Origin of the sequence: Sphingobacterium multivorum (genome assembly GCF_039511225.1) — a bacterium.
Taxonomy (GTDB): domain Bacteria; phylum Bacteroidota; class Bacteroidia; order Sphingobacteriales; family Sphingobacteriaceae; genus Sphingobacterium.
Genome location: NZ_CP154261.1, coordinates 267977 through 291609, shown reverse-complemented (window position 1 = coordinate 291609; position 23633 = coordinate 267977). Strand labels below are relative to the sequence as shown.

The following is a 23633-nucleotide window of genomic DNA, read 5'->3' as shown; positions in this document are numbered from 1 at the left end:
CGCTATTTTTAGAACAACAAGTTGATTGGAAAACTGCTCATCAAGGAAACTCCACCACATACGTCCGGTTATCCCGAAAAGTATTGTACGTACTTTTTCCAACTTGATTGATCACATAGCCGTAGCCACGATTGGGACCATTGGATAAGCTGTTGTTGCAGATATGTTTGAGCCTTACACCGGGTTTTACCGGAACTTCCACCGAACTTTCGATGCGTATCGGATTGACCAGCACATCATATATTCCAAATGCATAGGCTTCATGTTGCTGCACCGTATCGGCGACCTTATAAGCCGCAAACCCATCGCGTGTCCCATTTTCGCTTCGGTATGCTGCCTGATTTGGTGCATCATAGGGGCTTTCACATTGAAAGAAATAAGTACGGCCATAATTACCAGTCCAATAGGTTTGATATTCCTGAAAATGTTCATTGAACAAGGCATACATGGTCATATAGTCTCCATTGACCACCAACCCATTGCGTGTCGTATTGATATCCCAGCCAACACTGCCCTTCACCCCATGATCGGCACGCCATATCCAAAAGTGATCACCGATCACATCATTACTATTGATAATAACCGATTGATCGACATGAACTTTGTCGGCCCGAAATCCGCCAATACGCAGAAATAGATCCGCCAACAGGGTTGGGTTACTGTCATGTCTTATCCCGCTCTTTTTCTGACCCACCTGGATCAAACTATGGGAGCTATAATGTGCATCAAACATCAATGAAGCAACAGTAACACCCGCGACATCATCAACATCAATTGCCGTATGCGGATTTGCTGAACCAGGTATCAAGGTAGCCAACCCAAGTCCAAGTATGATGGTATTGGCCTTGCTGACATGAAGGGGTTCGGATAACTCATACATCCCCGGCGTAATCAGCAAATGCTTGCCGCGCCGCAACTGTCGGTTCATTTCCGCTGCTGAATCGCCGGGCTTAACAACATAAAAATCCTTCTCCACATCAATAATATCTCCCGCACCCATATTGTTCCGCGTATAGGATACACCTTTATGATTATATTGTAATGCAGGACGAAAAACCTTATAACGCCCATCCTCGTCAAAAAATAAAAAAGGCTTCTCGCGAATTATAGGTGTTGTTGGAATCACGGTCACATTGCCTCCTGCTGCCCAATTATTTTGATAGCTATTTTTATCGACAGAAGGTCCAAAATCGACTCCCTGAAAGCAATAGTTGTATTTAATTTCTTCAAACTTCCCTCTTCCTTTGTTAAGAAATGAGTTTCGTGTATACCACTGCTGCTGATTTTTGGACCCTGCTGCTGCTTCAAAATAACAGTCTGCAGTATAACCTCCACTAACCCATCCATTTGCCCATTGATTGCGCACCACTCGTGTGGAATAAATACGACGTAGCGGGGCCGCTTGGGAAACCGCCCATTTAAATGTTTGCTCTTCCTCGTAGCTCTCGGGACCAATAACAGAAAGATTTTCGGCAGCACGCCAGAATGTACATGTCCCATTCCCATCGGCAAGATGAGGCGGCGTATGTATATTTGAAACCGCAACGTCATAAGGCACTTTGCCCAATCCAGCAATCTGCACATAAAAAGGTATTTTCAATAGTCCTGCCGACTTGTAGTCCCCCGACTTGAAAAGTATGGCATAACGATTGGGACTGAATTCCTGTCCGAACATCTGCTCATGGAGCTGATTGACTTCTCTGCCGACACGATGCTGATGATCTGCTGGACTATAAATCAACGTATTTTCACCAAAAAGCTGGAGTTCCAAACTCAAGCGTGCAACAAACTCTCCTTTTACCGTCTGGATTTCATAATAGTAGTCGTATGGACTACCTTCAAGCACTTGATCCATAAATTTGGTCTGCGTGACTTTGGCAATAGTTTGATAATCGCCCAGCCTGCCCAGGCTCCGTCGGATCAGAAAGGGCCCTTTCATCTTCTTATCGATCAGCCGTTTACTGAAGTTAAGGCCTATTCGTCCCTTTTGCATGAAGACTTCTGGACTGCCTGCTTGGGATTTATCTTTCACAGCAGCGGCTTGCGACCTGCCTTTCGCCGCAGCTATTTCACCTAGGCTATTTGGACTTTCCGCGAGTTCACGTGGATCAGGCTCATGTGCCGCGACGGCAGTTACTGTAGTTCTATGCTCCCCGGCATAGGTTGCTTTACTTAGATTAGCGCTTGTTTTTGCAAGAGCAGGCTGTATCATCAACACCGCTACAACAGGCTTAATATAGTTTCTAAATGGCTGCATAAATTTCATTTTTTATGGGTTGACTGACTGGTTTATCTTTTTTAATCGGATCGCATTTAGCATCGGCTCACCTTTCTTACGAATAAAAGAAATCGCCAAGTTGCCTTCGTCGTTCACGTTCAGTGGAAATTTTCGACGAAGCACCCTAAATGCCCCGACTTCACGCCGGACATTGACATCGGTAGCAAGAGCACGGTCGCCAATACGGATGTCAAAAACGCGATCTATCCCCTTTTGATCCTGTTTCTTCTCCCGTTGCTCGAGATCATACAAGAGATTCTCCTTATCATTCGGACCGTCCAATTCGGCAAAGAACAATTCGATCTCGTAATCGCCATTAGGCAGATCAAATCGGTAAGATTCCAGTCCCTGCAATTGTGTTTGGAAGAGCGGATCATCCCCCGTACCTCTAATATTTACATCGGTCCCCAGGTTTTCCCGCCCTGTATTTTTCAGACGATACTTTTCGCCTTTAACATACCCCCAGCTGCCTCTTTCATAGGGCTGATCTGGGAACCACCGGTTTCCTAACGAGTCAATGTATTCCCGATTGTCACCAACATTGATGCGGAGTTCCTGCCATTCCTTATCCCTCTTCAGATCATAGGGCAATACCTCACAATCCAACATTGATTCATCCATACCGCTTAATTTTCCGTTATGGAAAGCCAGGGATTTCACAGTATGTGAGCCACGACTTAGGCTCACAGGCCATATGACCATCCGATCCACAGGCTTTCTTACGCCCAACGACACACCATCCAGCAGGAGCTCCACGGAATCAGCATTACTGAATATGGGTAGCCGCAGCCATCCGGAGCCTAGCAAGGCAGAGTCAGCATCAGTCCGCACGCCCCATTTTTTCCCATGTGTGACACCTATCTTAATAAAAGGCTCGGGCCTTAGATAAGCCTGATAAAGGAAATAGGTGTTTTTTTCTTTCCTATCCCAAGTCAACAGACCTTTGGTATTGATGTGCGGCATACTTTCTTCGCGGGTTTCAGAATTAAAATCGGATAGATTCCAGGCCACTCCACCAGCGACAAAGGGCTTCTTGATTAATTCGTTGAGATAGCCCTGGTGATATAGCACTGCGTACTCCACACTTTTATCAAAACGTATCGGTTTATCGGCAAGTATGCGATAATCGGCATCTGCTCCATATTCGGTAACCAGGAGCGGCTTGCCGGGCAGCTGCTGATGAATATGCTCTAGCTGTCTCCCAAAATCAGCAATTTTACCTCCGTACCAGCCCGGATACAAGTTCCAGCCCACAAGCATCGGGATTTTGGTCAGTCCTGTCCGATGATAGAGCTCAAAATTGCCATGGTTGGCAATCATGGTATAGCGGGTTGAATCTTCGTTACGGGTGAGTGTTTCCAATTGCTGGGCCAATGAAACCACCGATTTAAAATATTTTTCCTGACGGTCTTTATCTTTTGGAAAATGGGGCCGAAGAAAGATTTCATTCATATAGCCCCAGATAATAATGCTTGGATGGTTAAAATATTGCCTGATCATCTCTTTCTGCATCTGAAAGCTGTGATCGGCAAAAGCAGGACTTTCTGAAATCTCATTCACAAGTGGAATTTCTACCGATGCCAACAGCCCCAAACTGTCACAGGCTTTCAGCACGGCAGGATCCTGCGGATAATGTGCTACTCGCAAGAAGTTTCCGCCCATTGCTTTTAACTTCACAAGATCCTGTACTTGCAGGCTATCGGGAACAGCATTGCCCATCCCTTTAAAATCCTGATGCCGACTTGCACCGATTAGTTTCAGTGGTTTCCCGTTTAAAAAAAAGCCTTTCTGGGGATCGAACGAAAACCAGCGGAAGCCAACGGAGTTATCCAGGCGGTCCAGCTGCCGGCCCTTGGAATCATAAATCCGCGTTATCAAACGATACAAGTACGGCAGCTCTGGCGACCACAATTTTGGCTGCTCAATTTGAACCATGTTCAGTTGGAAATTGCTGTGTGAATGGGGTTTCAGCTTTTCTTTCCGCTGTACTTTTTTTACCGTCATCCCCTCGGCATCAACAAGCGTAGTTTCAATCAAAACCGCTTGTTGTAATGTTGAAGCATTCTGAATAGCTGCATCAAGATTAATCGTCGCATTTTCTCGTGAGTCAATCTTTGCATTTACGCGCAAACCACTACTTCCGTACTCCGGATCAGCAAAATGGATCTGATCCAACAAGAGCAAAGACACCTTTCGGTATATACCACCAAAAAATGTAAAATCGCCACTTAAAGGGGCAATATCTTGGTTGAAGCGGTTGTTGACTTGAATAGCGATGGTATTTCGTGCATTTTCGTTTCGGTGCAAATAATCCGTAATATCTGCATTGAAAGCCGTATAGCCCCCACGATGGGCTTTTACTTCCTTTCCATTGACCAATATTAGTGCTTCCTGGTTGGCTGCCCCCACATGAAGTACAATTCGTTTATTTTGCCAGGTCGTTTTCCAACGTAAGGTATTTTGGTATTGCGTGGCACCGCGATAGTAGCCCGGTGTATCATCCATGACATCAGCAATATTCCAGCTGTGCGGAAGGTTCACGGTTTGTTGCTTTTGCTTCGCTATCCGGTCCAGGGAATCATCGTCTTTCCTGAATTTCCAGTTTGACGAGAAATCAACTGAAACTCTTCCATCCAGTACCGTTTGCGCATGTAAGCTCCAAGAGAAAAATAGACAGCCTATAGCGCATAGGTTGATAAGTTGTTTAAATATAATATTCATGTATCGCATTTATGTTGGTCGGTCCAGTGCCTGCAGCACCAATCTTGTCCAACCTGATTTTTCATTTTTTTTATGTTTTTTACCGCTTGTTGTCAAGATGTCTTTTACCTTGCTGGCATAATTCCAACAGGTACTCTGCCGAATACCCAATTTCTGCGAAAGCTTATAGGAAGAGATGTCACCCTGATGGAAATGGACGAGATAAACCAGATAAAAAGCTTTATTAATTGGAATACGGACGTTTTCAAAAATCGTATTGTTCAACACAGATTCTTCATAGGTACACTTGGTGCATCTTCGGCTATAGGGTGTTTTACCAGCGCAATAGTTATCGTAACCACACTTTATACAACGATATTCTTTTTTCCATTTCAAATCGGACAAAACCTTATAACAGGTCTCCTTATCCGGATATTTTACCCCAAATTCTTCAAAATTCATTTCCTTGGAAAGCACCCGATCATCGGTAATCCGTTCAATATTGGTCTGTAAATTTTTATTATCCTTGGTCAACAACTGGTTCATGCGGCCAATTTCTTCTGACTGAGCCCATAATAGGCTATTCATCTCTTTCAGTTCGCGATTCTGATCGTTAATAATTTCGGATTTCTCAAGCAGTTCTTTTGATTTCCGCATCACCTCCAGCGTGCGCTCCCGCACTTTTCGTTCGAGGTCCCTGTTGTGCTTCTCCTGGAGTTTCTCGTTGATCTGCATCTGTTCAATAACTCTCTTTTGTGCCCGTTCTTTCTTGCTTTTCAGGAGCCGAACTTTATCATGAATCGCGAATGAGAGAAAAGTCATCTCCAGCACAAAACCAAATGTAATGCTATAATGCCCGATCGAACTGGGTATAAAACGCGCATAGCCCAATACATAGACTACTTTCAACACAAAGCCCAGGAAAAGAAACGTATAAGCGAGCACGAAATACCGGGCTGGACGATAGTTTTTCTTCCAAAACCATATCCCAGAAAAAAAGGCAACTGACAAGGGAACGACCTCAACAAATTTGTAGATAAACCAGTTCTGATTAAAACCTAAACAGTAGAGAAAGAATGCTATTCTCAACATAATGACCAGATCCAACAAACGATTTAATTTGGGTTCTTTTTGCTTTACATGAAGCAGGGATTTCGTAAATAACAAGGCAAACACACTGACACAGCAGACAAAAACTGCTGTTGCGTATTGATTGAACCAAGGATTTTCGGGCCATAGGTACTGAAAAGCGATACCGTCCGAAGACATCTCATATAACCCTACGCATAATATATAGAGGACATAATATAGATATTGGCGTCCTCTAACAGCAAAATACATGAGTAAATTATTGAAACTAAACAGAATGATCATCCCATAGAACAGGCCGAAGGTAAAATATTCAGTCAGCGTATATTGAACAAAACGATCTAGGGTACGATAGACCAAAATTACGTTGACCATCTGTCGCGATCGCACCTTAAAATAAGCTTCGTAAGTACCTTTCTGCAATGCAGGAATTAGAAATTCAAAATTCTTGTGCATAAATTGCCTATTCTCAAAATCGGTCGAAGCGCCGGCCTGATAATGGACAAAACCGCCCGCTCCATTCGGGATAAATGCCTCCACCATATCGGCAGTTTGATCGAATAATTCAATAATCCGGTCGCGGGTTATATGTTGATCAAAAGACATTCTCACCCTAAACCAATAGGTTGAGGATCTGTTGAAATTTTTGGGATAGTATCGCTCATTAGGTTTAAATTGTTGCGCCTGTTCCGGTGATCGTATTGCTGCAAACGACAGGGCGTTGCTGCTATCTTCAAGGTAGTATACTTCTGTAGTCTTAAAAATATGTTCGGCTGTACCGGGCAACAGCGTAATAGGCTTTTGGCCAAATAGCAATGCCATTTGAAAAAACAATATCAATAGCGCAAATCCCCGTATTTTCATTCTTCTTACAGTATACATAGCTCGTCTCGCCTCTTTCTTTGGTTATTTATAACCGGATAGGCATTCGTATTCGGAAACGCATCCTATCCGGTTTTAGAAGATCAAAATAACAAAATTATCAGAAAGCATCTAGTGCTCATTTACAAGCCGACCATCGCTCCTAATCAATTATCTTATCGAGCGGAGGCACATTGTTCTCTGCTCCCGCATAGCCTTGGTTCTGATTGATCATCCCGTTGGTATTAAACCGTTGTGCGGATGCGGGTACAGGCCATAGCACATGGTATGGCGCAATTTCATAATGTACACCCTGCACCGTGGGAACCTTGTTGCGATAAAAGGAATTTTTTTCAATAATACGGTCGTAGAAAAAGTTGTTTTGCGCAAAGTTGGCCATGCTATATGTTTTGCCATTATAAGCCGGAATACCGGTCTGTGCAAAAATATAGGCGATACGTGTCAGCTCGGTTTTACGCGCTTCCTCCCAAAATAACTCTCTTGCCCGTTCATCCAGGACGGTACCAATATTCACTTTTGCTGCATTTTGTAAGAGTTGAGCATTTGCGCGCCCACGAACGGCATTGATATCTGCCATGGCTTGTGCCTGTTGACCTTTCCAGATGTAGGCTTCTGCACGTAATAAATACGTTTCTGCCAACCTGAATACATACCAGTCCGTGTTTGTTCCGCGCGGTGGATTCCAATTTGGATCTTCGGCATATGGATTGGTCGAATTGATAAAGACCTTGTAATGCGGCCAGCCAAACCAGTGCCGAATGGTATCCAACGAACCGTTGGTAAATACCTTATCGATATTTTGGTTCGTAAACTGTTGGATGGGTTTCCCATAAAGACTACTAATTGCAGGATCTTTCGAGGCCTTGATGGCTGGATTGTTATACACCAGATCGGTCATATCCATCCACATCCCCTTTGCATGCCGGTAATCTGTATTATCTGTCCATATTTCTTTGGTGCTGTAATACGTACCCCGATAGCGGCCAATACCACGGCCGTACATCCGTGTCAGTGGGATCTCTGCATTCACGGCATCGACAATCGCCTGGAGACCTCCCTGTGGGATTTTTAAATTTGCAAAATGCCAAGCCGGGACAGTATTTCGCATCAACTGAGAACCCAGGTCCGTACGCCCCTGCAATGTCTGACGGTCGATTACCAAAAATAGCGCTTCTTTATTGGCCGGTATCGCTTTATTATCCATGCGATGTAGATCCCAAACGACATTTTTTGTCAGGTCTGCAGCGGTACTGCCAAAACGGCTTTTCATTAAAGCATATTTACCCCCATCAATCACTCTGCTGCTCGCAGCTATAGCACCATCGAAGTCACCTAATGCCAGATCTATTTTTGCTAACAGATGGTTTACTGCACCATTGGTCACATCCCCCTTATTGACGCCATCTTTCACCCATAGTTGTGCAAATTCCAAATCCTCTTTCATCTTTTTCAGAATGACCTCCCTTTTGGTTGAATAGAAATCGTATTTCGGTGCCGAAAGATCTTTCAGCTGCAGGGGCACATCACCAAATTCGTGCACTAATCTGTAATAAAAATAAGCGCGATAAAAATAGGCCGCTCCCAGGATTTCATTTTTTTGAGCGTCCGAGCTGTAGGTTGGACGGTCGATGTTGCTAATAATGGTATTTGCCGAACGGACCGCAGCGAAAAAGTTTGTCCAATACCAACCTATTTTATTAAAGTCATCACTATTGAGATTGGCATCTGGAGTAATCAAAGAGACCAAATTCTGCGCCGGTGTAGCCTTATCAGTCGTTCCTTCCACAGCGACATCTGAAAATATAGATTCAGACAACATGGGAGCAGCATCACCAAAAAATTCGCCCCGCGCTGCTTTTCCCAAAGCATTCAAGACTCCTTTAAGGGCATCGACGTTGTTTAGGTTATCTGGAGAATATTGTGAAAGCTGATCGGAGTCGAGAAAACTTTTTTTACATCCATTTGCCGCCAACAATGATATTGATGCGACAACGGCCGCTACTTTTAGAGTTATTTTCTTCATGTTCTTGATTTGATTAAAGGGATACGTTCAAGCCTAGTGTATAATACCGTGGTGTAGGTCCATCATTCTGCGGATCCCAATAGTTCCAAACTGGCGCATATACCGCCGCATTGTTTACATTGACATACACTTTAAGATTTCTTACCTTCATGCGTTCGGAAAGTGTTTTTGGCAAAGAGTAAGCGAGGGACACATTATTCAACCGAATAAAACTGTTTTTCCAATAAACATTAAAGCTGGTTCCGTTGGCACCGCTACCCAAACGTGCATAGTCATTTGTCGGATTTTCCGGTGTCCAATAGGGCTGAATGTAAGATGTGGAGCGCATAAAACCGACACTTCCGGGATTGTTCTTTGCCTGGTTGAATTGCTTTTTCTGCCCCCAATTGGAAATCAGCTGAAAGGAGAGGTCTATATTTTTGAAAATATTGAACTCATTGCGAAGCGACCAGGTAAAGCGGGGCGAGCGATAACCGATAAATTGTTTATCATCGTCATTGTACACATAATCACCGTTGACATCCTCGAGCTTGAAATCTCCCGGGCGAATGCTCGCCTTCGTATACTTTTTCGCCTCCTCAACCTCATTTTCCTGCCATACCCCTAAGACTTTGTAATCCCATATCACATCAATATCTTGCCCAATAAACCAGCCATTCCCTGGATCATCATTGGCTGTTGCCAGGCGAGAAATCTTATTGCGATTTAAGGAAAGAATAAAATTGGAATTCCATTTGACGTTCCCATCGACAATATTTCGACTGGTCAAACTGAGTTCGAGTCCTTTATTTTTCACTTCGGCCAAGTTGGAATAAACAAATTGGTAGCCCGACACACTGGAAAGCGTCTGTTTGACCAAAAGATCATTTGTCTTTTTGCTATATACATCGACCGATCCACTGATCCGATCTTTTAAGATCGAGAAATCCAAGCCTGCATTGAGTGAAGTTGTTTGTTCCCATTTGAGGTTTTCATTGCCCATTCGTGAACCGATTACTACGGTATTGACCTCGGCAGGAGTACCATTGGCATCCACTGTCTGATATTTATTGACCGTCAGTTGCGATAAAGCAGCATAGGGATCTACCGTTCCATTATCTGGATTACGCAGATCTCTATTCCCATTGATACCATAGGAAAGACGCAATTTACCGTAGTTGAGCCATGAAATATTTTTCATGAAGGACTCCTCCGTGAAGGTCCATGCTCCAGCTACCGCTGGGAAGGTCGCTCTTTTACTGTTCACCCCAAATACCGAGTATCCGTCGCGACGCACCGATAATGTTAAATTATAGCGATCCATAAGGCTATAATTAACGCGGGCCATCAGCGCATCGCCGGTATATACCTTGTCTTCACTATTGACAGTCGGCAGATTTCCACTGGCAAGATTATGGTAGCCAAGGTAGTCTCCAGGCACAAATCCCTGATTAGCCGCCTGCGTCCACCAGGTCTGGTATTTCTCGGAATTGGCCAAAAGTGTCACGTCTACGTTATGGATTTCAGCAAACTTGCGGTTCCATTTCAATAGGTTATCAATCTGCCAGTTGTAGCGTGTTTCCTGATCGCGGCTTGCCGAACCACCCACAATGGTCACATTGGGATTGGCGGAGGAGTTATGGTTAAACGTACGATACATATCGACTCCAGGGCTAAAATTAAACTGATAGCTAATGCCAAAAGGCAGATTAACTTTAGCAAAAAGACTTGCAAAAAGGGTATTCTGCTTGTTCATGCGTTCGTTGTACGTCATATTCAGGAAGGGGTTACGCGCATTCAATCCACTATCGTCTGTCGGTATTCTTCTCAATGTACCATCGGCGTTATATTTATCACCATAGGGGGATAAATTTGTCAACTGGGCCCAATCGGCTTCAATTGCCCCCTCATCGCGGTCAGCATATTGTACATTGGCGCCCATGCGTAAGAAGTTCGTCACTTTTCCCTCGAGATTCAAGCGGGCGCGAAATGTATTGAACTCACCTCCTTCAATCAGATTTTGATTTTTATTATAGCCGACTGACATGTAGTAATTGACATCTTCTTTTCTTCCGCTCATACTGACGGTATGATCCTGACGAATGCCGGTTCTGAAGATCTCATCGTACCAATCAATCGTCTTACCGGCCATGTAATTGCCTTTTTCATTCGCGACAAGACCAAGTCTATCTAACCAGATATCGACAGGATCTAAATCTCTATTTCCCCCCGAAAGCCATTGCTCAAAAGTTACATCAGCGGGGAGGTTTCGTGGATCGTCATAAAAATAGGCAGGTTTGGTTCCTCCAGCGCGGCCTACATCCGCCCGCCATTGTAGGAAATCAGGTCCCTTATACACGCGCTGGTTCTGTGCAAGTGTTGCTAATCCCCAATTGGTATTAGCTGTTAGCAGAGGTTTATCGCTCGTTCCTTTCTTGGTCGTAATGGCAACAACACCCGTAGCAGCTTTCGCTCCGTAGACGGCCAATGAACTGGCATCCTTCAACACGTCTATGGTCTGTATATCGTTGGGGTTAATATCAGCAAGCTGTCCATTGTAGATGATTCCGTCCAACACGATCAAAGGTGAGGTTGATGCACTTAATGTCGTCTTACCCCGTACCAACAGATCTCCGCCTCCTTTCGCAGAAGTATTTTGTGAAACACTCAAACCAGCAATGTTGCCTTTCAGTAGGTCCGAAACACTCTGTGGATTCTCGTTTTCCAATTGCTCGGCCTTTACACTTGCGATAGATCCAGTGACATCCTTTCGGGAGGCTGTTCCATAGCCGATCACCACCACTTCGGTCAACTCGGTATTGCCGGGCTCCAGCGTTATATTTAAGGATGTCTGTCCGTCAACATCCTGTTCTTTGTTTAGAAAACCTACGCTTGAAAGCACAATGACTGATTTGGGATAAACGGGTAGAGAAAACCGCCCCTGATCATCTGTTGTCGTTCCCCCGGAACGATTTTTTAGTTTAATGGATACCTGTGGAATTGGCTTCCCCTGCCTATCTACCACTGTACCGCTGACTGTCCGATTTTGTGCATTTGCCATATAAGTGCATGCAATTACACTTGAAATCAAGAGCGTTAATTTTTTGGCCATAATTTATGGGAATTTAGCGTTCAAATAATTGTTAATTGGGTTATTTATGGGAGCTAAATTAATTCGATTGAATCAAAAAAACAATTAAAATAAACCGTAACAATCTATAAATTAGATAGTTACAAAAGCATGTAATACACTTAAACCTCAAGTACTTCAACAAGTAACTGATTGAATTACAAAGTCTATCTGCCGTAATGATTGGAGGTTTTAATACGGTTAATCAGCAAGATTTTTTTTGCAGATTTTTTCTGCTGTACAGCGATCCACACGGAGCAATGGGGCTAATGAAAAAGAAAAAAGGGGAAATGATGCTGTTTATCATTTCCCCTTTTTCTTTTTAGGCTGCTGTTACCCTAATGGATACCTTTAAAAATTCTATTCCAACGTATTTTGGTAAGTCCATTACCACCTGCATTCCAGCTCATCCAGGTAAACAATGCTTTTCCAACAATATGATCTTCCGGAACAAATCCCCAATCCCGCGCATCGAGCGAATTGTGCCTATTGTCGCCCATCATCCAATAATAATCCATTTTAAAGGTGTAGGAATCTGTTCGGTTTCCATTGATATAAAAGCCATCCGATTTCTTTTCCAATTGGTTATATTCATACACCCGGATAGCTCGTTCGTAGAGTGGAAAGGTCTGTGCATTTAGAGGAATAGTCATGCCTTTCTTAGGAATGACAAAGGGGCCAAAATTATCGTAGTTCCATTTGTATTGTGGATCATTTGGAAAGGTATTTGCTTGGGCAACTCCCGGTTTTTCCAAGTTCATTTGCATGGATTTGACATTGGACCAGGATTTCACCATTGCCGCCTGTTCTTGGGTTAAAAAGATGAGATAAGCGCCAGGCTGAATGGGAGAGACTTCTATTCCCATATCTTTCAAGCGCTGTTCGTCCAGACCAGTCTCATCGGTGATAACAATATAATCCATCTGACTTTCCGGGGCAACAAAACCTGGCTTGTCGTCCACAAACAATACCCCTTCTTTCATACCGATTTTATCTCCCGGCATTCCCACACATCGCTTAATCAAATGTTCGCGTTTATCTACTGGGCGGGTCTGAATCGTAAATTGTTGGCGTACGGCTTCACGTCCCATGTTGCGCACCAAATCATAATAGGGCAAATCCTGATTTTCCACAGCAACGGTGTCACCTGCTGGTGCATTAAAAACGATTACATCATTCCGCTTGATCTCTTGAAAGCCTGGTAAGCGTTTATAAGGCAGTTCAATAAGTTCAGAAAATGCTTTCCCCCCTATTAATGGCATCGTATGGTGTGCAAAAGGAAAGGCTATTGGTGTATTGGGAATGCGGGGACCATAATTTAGTTTACTCACAAAAAGATAATCGCCAATGAGTAGAGACTGCTGCATGGAACCCGATGGAATCATAAATGCTTCCAATAGAAATCCCCGAATTAGCGTTGCAGCGACAGTTGCAAACACAATCGCGTCGGCCCATTCACGCACCATTGATTTTTTATAGGGATATTTCTTCTTATAATCTATATACGATTCATGCGCAATTTCCAACTCAGCTTCCTTTGTCGCCCCGCGACCTTCGGCATGCGCTGCTTTCAGATTTTTGGTGTATAGCCCATTTAGAAATTGCACATTTTTATCCTTGCCCCAAAGAGGTAGAACGATAAAAGGGACCAGAACTGCGGCGCAGTTTTCCCAAAATCTTCTTTTACCAAAACAATGAATAAAATCGAGGTAGAGATTATAAAAGACAAAAATATTGACGATCGGAACAAGCAAAAGGATCAGCTGCCAGGTCTTCTTGCCCAGGATACGTGATTGGATCCACTGACTATAGACGGGCACAACTCCCTCCCAGCCTTTGCGTCCTGCCTTTTCAAATAGCAACCAAAAGCCGTAAGCTGCGATTATAGTTAATACAATAAAGATTGTAAGTATCATAAATTCGTTTAATTGCAGAATCAGTAATTAAAAAAAATATCAATAAATAATAAGTTTCTTTCTCTCCTCGGAAGAGATTTTTGAAAGTTGAAGCTCATTGTAGCGCATAACGTATTTTATAAAAAGATCATAATCGTACTTCTTTTCATTTTCAAACTCAGCAAATAGCTCCGGTTCGTCATTGATCAAACGCCCCAAAGCAATTGTCCGCTTCTTTTTGCTGTTGCTAAAAAGTCCATTCGTATTGCTATTTATTTCAATCACCTCACCGGTTGACTTTTTTAATGCATAGGCATATTTAGACTTACTGACTCCAATGGATAACATCGTACCACCACCGCCTGTACCAAACATCATTCCGCCGCCACCACCGAGATTCAAATTAGACACATAATAAACCATTATTTCTCCGTCAACCAACACTTCAGCAAAAGTTGGCTCCTCTGTATAATATCGACCTATTTGAAATACTTGTGGAGAAGTTCCCTGAACAGGTTCCAAGCCATTTTCGACATAAGAGGGTGCATAGACTTTTCTTTTTGATTCCCAGTAAGCACGAAATACCTGGTCTGGGGTAAAAGTTAGCTTCTCTTTCTGTTGATTTTCAAATTTGAGTTTGTGATCCTTGATGGAGGAGATTTTTCCATAAAGGGTATCAGCGTTCATAAGCACTACGTAATCCAATTTTTTTGTGCCTTCCTGGGCGCTGGCTGTCATTAGTATACTGGCGCAGGAAGACAAAATCACAGCAGTTAAAATTGATATGGCTTTCATTGAAATCTATTTTTGTCAATAGCTTTTGATCACATAAACTCTTTGACCGTATTCACTTATACTTGGCACTCTCCGCCAAGCTTCACGTAAAACTACATAAAAATATGAAATTCAAGTTCAGCCTAAGGAGTTTTAACGTTTGTTAGCATTTTGTTTTGCTAGGTGCTGTCCTACAATACTGCGCAAAGATTTTAGGATCCCTTGTTTCTCAAGCAACAATAGCTGCACGGCAAAAAACAAAGCCACATCATTTTTGCTGATGTGGCTTACCGAACTGCGCATGCAATAATTTTAACTTTTATATTTACTTTCAAATGCTGTAGATGCTTTATTGACACCATTGCTCATATTTTCAAACGCTTTATTAATATTGTCAAGCAATGCAGACTCTTTGGCAGCATCTGGTGTTTTATTTTTTCGGAGCTCAATCAATTTGGGATAATCCTCCGTAACGATTTTCTTATACCCATTTAAGCCATCAAGCACTGCTTTTTGGAATGTCGCATCGCCTTTGAAATCTCCCAGATCTTCTACTTTCTTGATATCATCATTCAGAGATTTTTCCCAGTCTGCACGTACCTGTTCGGCTTTCGTATAATCGGAACCATTCATTGCAGCATTCATCTCCGTCACATGTGTTTCACTACTGTTGATAACAGTAATGATCGAATTGTTGTATGCTGCAGGATCTTTTTCTCCCGAACTACAACTTGACATAGTCAATACCGCTACGGTCACCATGCCAGTAATAATTTGTTTAATCATTGTTGATCTATTTTTTCTTTATATTTCAGCATTAAATACTCATTTACACAAAGATAGTATTCAAAACATCGGGATTTCATCACGGAAATCAGGGATTTCCAGGGCTATTCAAGCTAAAGGAACATTAACTGATTGCGAAAGTTGTTATTGCCATTGCGTTGATCAAAACGGTCTGCAAGTTGATCCGCTAGTTTCCCATAATGGGTCGCCAGTTCACTTGCGGTGTAGGTATTTTTCCCTTGAAAAAGATTATGCTGATTGCCGAGCTCAAGTATAAAAGTATCGTCGGGACCGAAGTTCTTCATGGCTTCAGCGATGTAGCAGGCCAATTGAAACATGGATCTATTTTCGGGACCATCGGCCCAAGGTAAAAGACGTTCGATCCATTCCTTGGCTTTACCACTATCGGTATAGGAAAAATAGGTTGCTAGTTTAATCGCCGAGATCAAAATTGCAGAGTCCTTTTCTTTCTTAAAAACCTCCTTTTCTGCCAGCTGCGCCATTTTATCCGCTTGTTCGGTATCACCTTGCTTAAGACCTTCATAAGCCAGGTTCACGGCCGTACGCAAAGGGACATGTGAACAGGTAAACTGCCCTTCAATTAAGGGCAAGGCTTTCTCGGCTGCAGGAGCATATCCATACTGTAAGAGTGTTGCTGATACTTCGGCATCCATTTCACAGGCTTCACAGTCGCTCATGTCATCTCTCTGCACAGCATTTACATTCTTCAATGCGCGCTCGACAGCAGCTATATCCCTTTGCGCAAGGGCATCACTTAGCTCTTCATTGTGTATGGCACGCTTTCCATAACCGTTACGAATCAAGCGTTTTTCAAAGTCGCCCAAAGCTGCTTCAATCTGCTCACGGCTGACAGCAGGATTATCGTATAATTCGGACATCATCCATTTGTATTGCCATAAGAAATCTTCTTCATTAAAGAGTTCCGGATTTTCATCGTAAGCTTGTAATATCCATGCAAATGCGGGTAAAGACTCGGTTGAAAAAGCGAGGTCTATCTCTTCACTGATTAAATCTAAACGAAGGTCATATCCCCATTCAATATCTTGGTTTTCATCTGCAATCCGTATAGCCTGTGTCAATAGATTAACCTTCTCCAAGGTATTGTCTACGCGTGCAACCTGATTGCGCAGTTTCTGAATTTTAAGTGTATACATCTTCTTATTCTCTTCTTTTAATGAAATATTTCCTTTTTAAATAAGCTCTCTAAAAGGTAAAGGGAAATTCTGACCTAGTGTAGAAATCCCTCCACCGCGTTAAAGATTTACAAAATTATCCAGCCCCATTACAATGAGGCTCTTTAGGGCTTCGTTCATGACCTTCATTTCCCGTTCCTGGACAGGGTACTTGCCCAAAATAAGTGCCTGCACGTAAAGTACTTCCATGACTGAACGCAGCATGTAGGCATCTTTAATATCCATTAGGGTGCTGATCAGCTGATTATCCGCATTTAAACATAAGGTATTCTGGATCTTACTCGGTCTGGATGTCTTGAGCACCTGCGCAAAGGGATTTGCATTTTCCTTTAATTGGCTAATCGTACTCTCTACACTATTTTGGTCCATTTTTGTAAAAATAGCCGGTGTATCAATCGGTTTAAACCGCCTAATTTCCAAGATGCAGCTGTAATCGTCCAAAATGCGCTGCGCTTCTTTCTGAAAAGAAACATATTGATTTTGCTCATCCTCATGAATCGGCTGAAATGTTTCCAGGAGCTGATTTGGCGACATCTCTGTTATCTTATAGTCGGGGTATCGTTGTTTGATCTTGCGGAGCAACTCCGTATCAAAGGTATAAGAAGCATTCACAAGAATCATTCCCTGTGTATCGGCCATACGGTCAATCTGTTTGAAATCCTCAAAATCAGCACAATAATAGAGCTGCTGTTGCTGATCGATGATATTTTGGAAACTCCGCTGTCCGCGATTGGTTTCAAACGGGATATCAGCTAAAAAAATAGCCAGGGAGTCGGGATCTTCGAGCGCAAAAGCTTTTAAATGGAGATAATGTGTCTGGATAATGCGTATATAAATATCGAAGTCTATCTTCTTCACTTGTTGCAGATACGTTTTGAGCACAGCTGCAATTTCTTTTCGCGCCTGCCGCAATAGATCATTTTTCATCAGAGACTCGCGTGAGGCAGTAGCACTAAGTTCCTCTGTATTGACAAGCATCCGGACAAAAAAGGCCCAATTTGGCAAAATAGACTGATCTTCTTCGGCAAGAAACATGCGCTTCAAGTAAATTCGGTGACGCTGCTTACTACTAAACTGGGTACGGAAAGGTAAAATATACAACACACCCTTTGCCTTACCCGCCGTCGTTTCAAATGGAATTGCATCCAAAAAGTTGACATGAAAGAGTTCTTTGCCTATAGCAAGCAATTCCGCCTTCGAAACCGATTTAGCCAGCCATTTAGGTGCTTCTTTATGGATGATCTTTTCGGCACCTCCCACCACGATAGAAATGGTTTCTCGCAGCGCATCTCCGTAAAACTTAATTTTTTTCTCAAAATAATCCCCTTCAAAAATATAGGTGAATTGCTTTTTAGGGTTTAGGATAACCCGTGTCCCGACAGGAATATCTTCTGTCAGACGCTCGATTTTATAGTCCCCTTCAGCTCTGGCCGTCCAACGTAGAGGCAGTTGTTCAAGAGCGGACTTTGTTTCAACAATAATCTCATCGCTGACCACAAAACAAGAAAGCAATCCAATACCAAACTTGCCGATAAAGTCCTGAGCATCCTTGATGTCCTTACTCTTTGAACTCTCCCCGATAACCGACAAAAATTGATGAATATCGGCCTCTTTTAGGCCTATTCCATTATCGCTGAACAGAAACTTCGGTTGTTCAGTGCTTGGCAGCTCAATCGTTATTTTTCCTTGATGCTGTTCATCCAAGTGTTTCAATGCTGTAATTGCATCCACACCATTTTGAAGCAGTTCCCGAATAAATGTATTGGGATCGCTATACAGGTGTTCTGAGAGCAGTGCTATCATTCCTTTCAGATTGACCTGAAAGGAATAGGATTTTTCTTCTTGCATGTTTTTCTTACTTTCTCGTTTTCTTTGTCAATCGAATAGCATCTTCATGTCCATTGGCTGCCGCCCGTTCAAACCACTCCAGGGCAAGATCTTCATTTTCTTCTACCCCATCCCCCATGAGATAACAGTTGGCCAGCTTATATTGTGCGTCAGCATGATCGGCTTCTGCGGCCTTCATAAGCCATTCGACACCGTCTTGAAGGTCCATCTGTACGCCATCTCCTTCCAGCAGTTGCACCGCAACAAAGTAAGCGGCATACACATTCCCTTGCTGCGCTACTTCCATAAAATACCCATAGGCGGCTGCTTTATCGATCTCGGTACCTATTCCAAAATAATAACAACGGGCCAGTCGGTAGCTCGCTTGCTGATTTCCTCGCTCCGCAGCTTGTGTATAATATCCAAATGCTTTTGCTGGCTGTGCTTCCACGCCGATACCAAACTCATAGCACATGCCAATTCCCTCCGTCAGATAGCCAAGTTTTTCGGCACGCATGTAGTAATCAAAACCTTTGTCGTATTCTTCCCGCTGATCATAGTCGAAGAAAAAGTAGTCGCCAAGCAGCACGAGTGCCTCAGCCACATTTTTTTGTGCTGCCTCTTCCAAAAGCTGAAGACCATGCGCTACATCCTGTTGCACCAAACCGGTCAAATAGTATCGTCCCAATACGTAAATTGCATAAGGGAACCCCAGATCAGCAGCTTTCTTAATATTTTCCTGTGCTTTAAATGTATCTTGGTTCAATCCATAACCATACTCATAACAGAGACCCAGATCAGTCAAAGCCTGTACATGATTTCGTTCAGCAGCCTGTTGGTATAAAGCAATCATCCGGTCCAGATTTATCTCCGTACCTATGCCCCCCCGGTAACATCGCGCCAGTTCATATATACTATTTAGCTCCTGCATCCCGGCTCCGGTTTCAAAGGCAGTAAAAGCTGCTTTCGGCTGGGGAGCTCCGGACTGGTGATAATCATTTTCCAAATAAATACCTTTTAAATAATAGGCATAGGGATAGCCAAGATCTGCCGCACGCGAGAAATAATCAAAGGCCAATTTATAATCCGGTTCGGATTTTAATTCAGCAGCTAAACCCATTTCAGTCAGCGCAGTAGCGTTATTATATACTGCCGCTTCCTCGAAGTAAGGCAATGCAGCTGCCAGATCAGGCGCATCATTATGGATTCCATACTTTAAGAATCTGCCGACTTGATATAAAGCTTGTGGCAGTTTATCTTTTGCGGCATCCTGATAATAATCAAAGGCGGCTTTGTAATCCGGAGCCAAACCCCCGTAACCAGATTCGAGCATATTGCCTAGGCGCAACTTCGCGTAAGCAATATTTTTTTCCGCCATTGCGCTGAAGCGCTGGAATGCTGATGTTTCATTCTTTGGGAGGAACTGACCTTCGAGGAGGATTTCAGCAAGTTCAACCTGCGCTTCCACATAATTATCTTTCTCGTCGAGCAGATGCAATAAAGATAATCCCTTTTCGATGTCCTGCAGCGCGTTCTGATAGAGATAGAGACAAGCAAGACGATAGCCCGCATAATTATTATTATAATCATATGCTTTCTGGAGATACCACAGCGGTTCTTCGAAATCCTGTTTTTCCAGACGGTCATTGCCTAATACCTGAAGTTTGATAAGTGCTATTTGCACCGCAGCATCCATCATTCCGTATTCAAACAGCTCTTGATATTCCGGTATAAGAAGCTCCTGTTCAATTAAGGAAGCCGCCCCCGCACGTTTTATTTCATTCAGCACAAATCTGCAGTAACGAGATTCAGCCATCGCAATACCCTCTTCCAGGGTTTCCAGGCGTTTGCCCCTGTCCTCTTTACGCGCATAGTAAAATTGTAACGCCTCATAATAATGACGCAGTAGTTTCCGCTCCGGAGACTGCTTGAGCACCTGTATACGGTCAAAGACTTCTTCGTATTTATCGGTCCAGACATCGATATGGGCAGCATAAGCTATTCCCCAGCGATCTCCGCCCAACGCGAGCTCATCCAGTTCGGCCTTGGCGCTATCGCGGTCGATAGCAGCCAGCATGCCTAAATAGTTGTAGTATAAATAAAGAGGTCTTGCCCATTCAACACCCGCATCGATGCCTCTCTTCAAATAAAGGGAAGCTTTTTCTTTATCCACTACATGTCGGCGGCATAAAATATGCTGTAAGCCAAGCTCCACCCATGCGTGAGGATTGATCGCAGCATAGCGCTCCAATATTGTCCGTATTTTATCAATAAAAAAGGAATAATCCTCTTCGTTCAGATATACGTTTGCTGCAAAATCAGTTCCTTTTTCAAATAATGCATCATAAAGTGCAGCCGCACTGGGTTGCTGCAAGTTGTGCTCAAAATAAATCAGGACATCAAGCCATATATCGGGCGTAATGCGTTTCGAAAGGTCAACTGTCAATTGATGTTCAGCCGATTGCAATGCGGCAACTTTAATAGAATATTCTTCACTTAACTTCATATATCATCGTATGTACTACTTGTAAAACATGCTTTTTATACTCTTCAGGCGCCAAAAAGCAACAAAAACTTTGCCACTGTATCGTACAGTCAATTCCGCCTATTATAATGCAACTATATTGCTTTTAAAATCTTTTCTCTATATTTGTTGCAACTTAATTGCAATACATACAAGTTGGAATACATATGGATTGCACGACTTACGCTTTACGAATCGAATCCACATAGATGAATAGGTATATTATTTTTTCAATTATCGCAGCACAACAACTATTTTTTCCTTGCTATGGACAGGAGAAGAGCATCGAGCTTGAAGAAGTTAAAGTAGGCGGGCGACGTTATCACCGCGCAGCAGAGGGCGCATTATCGATCCAGCTGTTGACTGCCGACTCTATACAAAAATACCAAGGCGGGAGTTTAATGCAGACATTAAGCCGACTTCCCGGTGTCAGCGCCATCGGCATAGGTGCCAATCAATCTAAACCGCAAATTAGAGGGCTCGGATTTAATCGTGTGGCCACGGTAGAAAATGGCATTAAACATGAAGGCCAGCAGTGGGGATTGGATCATGGACTGGAAATCGATCAATTCAGTGTGGGAAGTGCCGAGGTACTTAAGGGGGCCAGCTCATTTCTCTATGGCTCAGATGCTATTGGGGGTGTGGTTCGGTTAGCACCGTCAGCGGAACTACAGAAGACAGGTTTTAAAGGGCAGTTTAACCTATTGACAAAGTCAAACAACGCGACTTTTGGCGGATCGCTACAAGCACAGGGTAGAAAGGGGAATTGGGTATTTGGAGGCGGATTCACGCACCTGGAATACGGCGATTACCGAGTGCCCACAGATACCGTCTATGTCTACAATTATGCGGTACGCCTGAAAGATCGGCATGTTCGCAACACAGCAGGACGAGAAACACATTTTCAACTACGTGGTGGATATCTATCGGATCGTTTTTCTTCGATTTTCTACCTGAGTAATTATCATACAAAGCTTGGCTTCTTTGCCAACGCGCATGGCTTGGAACCGCGGGGCGTAGATACAGCTCTTTATGACAAATCCAGTCGTGACATCGGTTTCCCTAGCCAGACGGTCAATCACCTGAAGCTTATTAACCGCAACTTTATCGATCTGGATAAGCATAAGCTTTGGATAGACCTGGGTTATCAGAAAAACTACCGGCAAGAGTACAACAATTACACCGCGCATGGTTATATGCCTCCCGTTTATCCAAACGATATGACTATCCCGATCAATTTGGAAAGGTTATATGACAAACAGGTCTATAGTATCACTGTAAAAGACCAATTTGAGTTGGCCAGACATCGACTTACCCTAGGTGCAAATGGAGAGTATCAGGACAACCGGATCGATGGCTGGGGCTTCCTCATCCCCTCATTTAACCAAAAAGCAATGGGCCTATTCGTCTACGATCAATACAAGCTCGCGGACCAAACGATGCTGTACGGGGCGTTGCGTTACGATTACAGCCATATTCAAACGTCACCTTATCAGGATTGGTTCGAATCACAGCTGGAAGACAATCAATCGGCTAAAATAGTTCGGGCTTCAGCGCTCAGTCGCCGTTTCAATAGCCTGGTTTGGTCTTTAGGAGCGGCACATCAATTCGGAGATCTGGAAACAAAAATCAATGTAGGAAAGAGTTTCAGGGCTCCTATTGCACAGGAGCTCGGTGCTAATGGTGTTAACTATCACTACTTCAGTTATGAAAAAGGCAATCAATCCTTGTCCCCCGAACAATCCTACCAGCTGGATTTATCATTGACCTGGAGTCTCAGAAAAGTCTTTGTCGCCTTTACGCCGTTCTTTAATTACTTTTCCAATTATATCTACCTCAACCCCACGTCGCGCTACGATCAATATTATGGCGCCGGCAATCAAATCTTTGAATATATGGAAAGCCGTGTTCGCCGCTATGGAGCTGAATTGAAGCTCAGCTATCAGCCTTTGAAACAATGGAAAGTAGAATTATTGGGCGAATACGTCCGATCAGAACAACTATCGGGTGCAAAGAAAGGCTTTACACTTCCGTTCTCTCCGGCACCTTCAGCGTTGATGGACATCAGCTGGACAGCAAAAAATAGCAAACATTTTAAAGAGACCTACCTTTCCGTCGATTGCAAATGGACAGCTGCGCAGCATCATATTGTTCCGCCAGAAGAGTCCACAGCAGCTTATCAGGTCTTCAACTTTCGAGCAGGAACACAGCTTCGGTTTTCGGGATCTGCCCTCCAATTACGCTTACAGGTTCAAAATCTCTTTGACAAGAAATATATGGATCATACCAGCTTTTATCGGCTGATCTCATTGCCTGAACAGGGGAGGAATTTTATTCTATCCGTTGGAGTTCCCTTTGGAAAACAGTCCAGATCATAACATGAATCACCGTAAATGAAGAATAAAAATAACATCTACCGAAAGACAACCGCTTTAAATAAGCCTTTGATCGCAATGAATTACGTGAATCGAAGGGTACAGTGAATTCTTATACAATTTGTAACCAAGACACCTGAATAACCGAGCTTCACAC

12 protein-coding genes are annotated in these 23633 nt (G+C 43.3%); 1 reads left to right on the top strand and 11 read right to left on the bottom strand.

Translation table 11 applies throughout. From position 1 onward, the window contains the following. Window positions 1–40: 40 nt before the first annotated feature. The 11 genes from AAH582_RS01170 to AAH582_RS01120 all read right to left on the bottom strand — a co-directional run bounded on the left by AAH582_RS01170 (window position 41) and on the right by AAH582_RS01120 (window position 21083). Window positions 41–2257 carry a coagulation factor 5/8 type domain-containing protein gene (locus AAH582_RS01170; protein WP_343321020.1) on the bottom strand — a complete coding sequence of 739 codons (2217 nt, stop codon included), beginning with the start codon at window positions 2255–2257 and terminating at the stop codon, window positions 41–43. A 12-nt stretch (window positions 2258–2269) separates the two neighbouring features. After that, window positions 2270–4999 (bottom strand): glycoside hydrolase family 2 TIM barrel-domain containing protein, encoded by a 2730-nt coding sequence (locus AAH582_RS01165; RefSeq protein WP_343321019.1) that lies wholly within the window; start codon window positions 4997–4999, stop codon window positions 2270–2272. A gap of 9 nt (window positions 5000–5008) precedes the next feature. After that, window positions 5009–6889, bottom strand: a complete 1881-nt coding sequence (locus AAH582_RS01160; RefSeq protein WP_343321018.1) for a 7TM diverse intracellular signaling domain-containing protein — start codon at window positions 6887–6889, stop codon at window positions 5009–5011. Window positions 6890–7091: 202 nt separating this feature from the next. Next, a complete protein-coding gene (locus tag AAH582_RS01155) occupies window positions 7092–8972 on the bottom strand; it encodes a RagB/SusD family nutrient uptake outer membrane protein (protein ID WP_343321017.1) in 1881 nt (626 codons plus the stop codon). A gap of 13 nt (window positions 8973–8985) precedes the next feature. Then, on the bottom strand, window positions 8986–12063 hold the full coding sequence (locus AAH582_RS01150) for a SusC/RagA family TonB-linked outer membrane protein (protein WP_343321016.1): 3078 nt from the start codon (window positions 12061–12063) through the stop codon (window positions 8986–8988). 356 nt (window positions 12064–12419) lie between these two features. After that, window positions 12420–13997 (bottom strand): signal peptidase I, encoded by a 1578-nt coding sequence (lepB, locus tag AAH582_RS01145; protein ID WP_343321015.1) that lies wholly within the window; start codon window positions 13995–13997, stop codon window positions 12420–12422. A gap of 39 nt (window positions 13998–14036) precedes the next feature. After that, on the bottom strand, window positions 14037–14771 hold the full coding sequence (locus AAH582_RS01140; RefSeq protein WP_343321014.1) for a hypothetical protein: 735 nt from the start codon (window positions 14769–14771) through the stop codon (window positions 14037–14039). Between the two features lie 291 nt (window positions 14772–15062). Beyond that, complete coding sequence (locus AAH582_RS01135; RefSeq protein ID WP_053003648.1) at window positions 15063–15536, bottom strand: LIC11966 family surface protein; 474 nt, start codon at window positions 15534–15536, stop codon at window positions 15063–15065. 113 nt (window positions 15537–15649) lie between these two features. Continuing rightward, on the bottom strand, window positions 15650–16711 hold the full coding sequence (locus AAH582_RS01130) for a hypothetical protein (RefSeq protein ID WP_343321013.1): 1062 nt from the start codon (window positions 16709–16711) through the stop codon (window positions 15650–15652). A 99-nt stretch (window positions 16712–16810) separates the two neighbouring features. Continuing rightward, entirely contained in the window at window positions 16811–18598 is a 1788-nt protein-coding gene (locus AAH582_RS01125) for an HSP90 family protein (RefSeq protein ID WP_343321012.1), read from the bottom strand. A gap of 7 nt (window positions 18599–18605) precedes the next feature. Beyond that, the gene (locus AAH582_RS01120) at window positions 18606–21083 is read right to left on the bottom strand and encodes a tetratricopeptide repeat protein (RefSeq protein ID WP_343321011.1); all 2478 of its coding nucleotides are present in this window, start codon (window positions 21081–21083) and stop codon (window positions 18606–18608) included. Window positions 21084–21310: 227 nt separating this feature from the next. Here AAH582_RS01120 and AAH582_RS01115 point away from each other — a divergent pair, with 227 nt between their 5' ends. Beyond that, window positions 21311–23479, top strand: a complete 2169-nt coding sequence (locus tag AAH582_RS01115; RefSeq protein WP_343321010.1) for a TonB-dependent receptor — start codon at window positions 21311–21313, stop codon at window positions 23477–23479. Window positions 23480–23633 lie beyond the last annotated feature (154 nt).